This is a genomic window from uncultured Campylobacter sp. (assembly GCF_937997465.1).
Classification (GTDB): domain Bacteria; phylum Campylobacterota; class Campylobacteria; order Campylobacterales; family Campylobacteraceae; genus Campylobacter_A.
Genome location: NZ_CALKTQ010000316.1, coordinates 1 through 3,268, shown reverse-complemented (window position 1 = coordinate 3,268; position 3,268 = coordinate 1). Strand labels below are relative to the sequence as shown.

Here is a 3,268-nt window from a genome sequence, read left to right as displayed (position 1 = left end):
TACGCGAAAACTCCCGCCGATCTCGACTAGCTCGCCTCTGCTGATGATAGCTTCGCCGCCTTTTGAGAAGGTATTTAGCACCAAAAATACGGCGCTTGCGTTGTTGTTTACTATGGCGGCATCCTCAAATCCGAAAAGCTCCGCGAGCAGCCCACCCACATAGTCGTAGCGATTTGAGCGGCCGCCCTTTTCTACGCTATACTCTAAATTTGAATACCCCGTGATAACAGGCTGGGCTCGGCGTAAAATTTCTGGATCGATCGCACTGCGGCCGAGGTTTGTGTGGATGATGACGCCGGTTGCGTTTATCAGGCTGCGTAGGCTCAAATTTGACGCTTTTTCGTATCTTGCGAGCGTGTTTTGGACGATGGCGTCAAGCCCCGGGCAGTTTTGCCCGCCTAAAATTTGAGCGCGCAAGCTCTCTAGCTCGGCCCTAGCGACTTTGGTTAGCAAGCTAATATCAAGCCCAAAAAATCGCTCGTTTTTTATAAATTTATCTATCTGCGGGAGTTTTCGTAGTTCGTTCAAATTCGCTCCTAGTAAATTTGTGTTACCGAGCGCGATTTTAGCATAAATTTGGATAAATCTAATCTTATTAAAAAAAATAAATATAAAAATTCAGAGCCTATTAATGCCTTTAGTATTAAAATGCGCTTAATTTTGATAACGCGTAGCGCGGGGAGAAAATCATGAAAGAATTCGGTTTTTACAACGATTTTGACGAAAATTTGATGCTAAACGAGCAGATCGAGATAAACGGCGAAGGCGAGTATCTCGTCTCAAATTCGCCCAAACTAAAGGCAAGCGTCGTAGCGCCGGAGATAAATTTTTATCTAAAAAACACCGCGGACTCGGTGCTGGATAAAGCCAAAAACACGCTTTTGCTTTATGAGGCTAGAGCCAGCGCCTTTGACCTAGCGCGCGACATCGACTACGAAAAGCCAGTCGGCAAAAACGTCGTTATCGTTAGCAATGGCGGCCGCGAAAATTTGGCAAATTTGCTTAAAGAAAAAGGCTTTAAAACCATCGAGCTGACGCATTTTGAGATCAAATTTATCTACGGCGCCGCAGGCGAACTAAGCGTGCTAGTGCTGCGCCCGGACGGTGAGTTTGAGGTGGACTGCGACTTTTTCCTCGTAGAAAACGCACGCGAATACATGCTAAAGCAAAGCGGCTGCTACGAGATCGCGGGCAAAAGCGACGAGGAAATAGCCTCGCTGCTAGACGCGCAAAGCCCGAAATTTAAATTTAAAAGCCACGTCCACTACGACTCCACGATCTGCCAGTATCACGAGCGTAGACACGAGATCTGCGGCAGATGCGTCGAGGCCTGCCCTACGGTAGCGATCCTAAAAGAGGACGAGACCAAGCACCTAGTTTTCTCTCACATCGACTGCATAAACTGCGGTGGCTGCGTGAGCGTGTGCCCTAGCGGCGCGCTTGATTACTCCGATATGCCGAGAAACTCGTTTGCCCAGATAGCCAAACTATACCGCGGCAAGATCGCGCTAGTCGTACCCGCAAAGGCAAATTTAGAAAACCTAATCGTAAATTTACCCGCAAACGTGCTACCTTTTGCCATTAGCGGCGAGAGATTTTTGAGCGAGACGCATCTGCTTACATTGCTTCAAGAAAGCGGCGCGCAGGTCGTGATCTACGAGCAAAATATCGGCAAAGGCACCAAAGACGCGGTGGATATTTTAAATCAAATTTACGAGCTCAAATTTAACGAAAAAGCCGTCCTCGTCGCGCAAAACGAAGACAAACTAAAAAGCGCCCTATCTCAGGCTAAATTTATCGAGGGCTCACAGCACTCCATCGCCGAGTACGCCATGCCAAAGCGCGAGATTTTCGCCAAACGCCTAGAGTGGCTAGTCGGAGATCAAAATTTAGGCTCGGTTAGCACCACGGAGCTCATCAGATACGGCCGCGTCGAGATAAATCAAGACACCTGCACGCTGTGCCTAAGCTGCGTGGGAGCGTGTAACGTCGCCGCCCTAGTCGCGGACAAGAAAACAAACTCCATCGTCTTTAACCCGAGCGTCTGCACCGCGTGCGGATACTGCGAGCTTAGCTGCGCGGAAAAAGACACGATATTTTTACGCCCCGGCAAGATTGACCTGGAGCCTAGTTTCTTTACCTTTAGCGAGCTAGCCAGAGACGAGCTTTTCGCCTGTATCGAGTGCGGCAAGGAGTTTGCGACCAAAAAGGCCGTCGAAAAGATCGCCGCGATCATGGCGCCTAAATTTAACGGCGACAAAGCCAAACTAAAGACGCTTTATTGCTGCTCGGACTGCAAAGCCAAAGTGATGATAAAAGCGCAAATGGATCAAATGAAAGAAGAGGTTTTAAATGGATAATAACTTAACCAAGGCGCGCGCGTATTTTTACGAGTTTTTGGCCTACCCGCTGTTTTTTCACGAGCACGGCGGTAAATTTGACCGCTGGCGCGAACAGCTAGCCTACCTGGCTACTAGTCCAGTTACGCCTGCAAGTGAAGCCGCGTTTGCAAATTTAGCCAAATTTGACTTTGAGAAATTCGCCAGGGAGCAAAACGACGTGCTTTTTGACTTTTCTTACTCAAATATCCCGCTAAACGCCTCATTTTACGAGGACGGACGCGACGACGGCGCGGCTAGGCTGCGCGTGATCGAGTGCCTAAAGCTAAGCCCGTACCGCAGAGACAAGGACGTCTGCAAGGACAGCGAGGACTACGTCGGATTTATATTTTTAGCCACGGCGACCTTTTTACGAGACGAAGCAGCGGGCGCAGCAAATATCAGCAGCAAGCTATTTACGGACGTTACGAATAAATTTATCGACGAATTTATCAAATTTTTATCCGCTCACAAAAATGTAGACTTTTTCGCCTCTTACGCGGTTATCTTGCGCGATTTTATCGATCTTGAGCGCGCGGTGCTAGGCGTAGAGGCTCCTCCTGCGCCGATCGGCGACAGCGCGGCGGTAGCCTCGATGAAAAAAGAGCCGTTTCAAAGCAAGATGCCTACGGCCAAAACCAAACTCCGCTGGGAGGAGTTCTCGCCCGTCATCTCGCAAGAGTTCGACGACTGAGGTTTGCGCGCTCAAATTTGTTTGCTAGGCTCGTGCCGGCAGGTAAATTTGACTTGCTCGAGTCGCCCGAGCGGCCGTTTTCTCGTCAAATTTGCGCTTTAAATTTAGCTAGAAAAACCCGTCCGTTTTCGGCGCGATTTTTTAGCCTCTTTAACCCGCCCAAATTTACTCCTGCATTTTTTAAATTTTCCACACA

2 protein-coding genes and 1 pseudogene are annotated in these 3,268 nt (G+C 48.9%); 2 read left to right on the top strand and 1 reads right to left on the bottom strand.

The features are described 5' to 3' along the window. Positions 1-528, bottom strand: a pseudogene (locus tag Q0546_RS10740) (L-seryl-tRNA(Sec) selenium transferase); the annotation flags it as partial. Between the two features lie 161 nt (positions 529-689). Here Q0546_RS10740 and Q0546_RS10735 point away from each other — a divergent pair. Beyond that, the gene (locus tag Q0546_RS10735; protein WP_298792922.1) at positions 690-2,360 is read left to right on the top strand and encodes a 4Fe-4S binding protein; all 1,671 of its coding nucleotides are present in this window, start codon (positions 690-692) and stop codon (positions 2,358-2,360) included. Beyond that, positions 2,353-3,072, top strand: coding sequence for a formate dehydrogenase-specific chaperone (locus Q0546_RS10730; protein ID WP_298792921.1), 720 nt, complete (start codon positions 2,353-2,355; stop codon positions 3,070-3,072). Before Q0546_RS10735 ends, Q0546_RS10730 begins: the two co-directional genes overlap by 8 nt. The last annotated feature ends 196 nt before the right edge of the window (positions 3,073-3,268 follow it).

Bases quoted from the DNA above. Each gene is read 5' to 3' on its own strand.
- Q0546_RS10735 (WP_298792922.1), top strand. From the start codon at position 690: ATGAAAGAATTCGGTTTTTACAACGATTTTGACGAAAATTTGATGCTA.
- Q0546_RS10730 (WP_298792921.1), top strand. From the start codon at position 2,353: ATGGATAATAACTTAACCAAGGCGCGCGCGTATTTTTACGAGTTTTTG.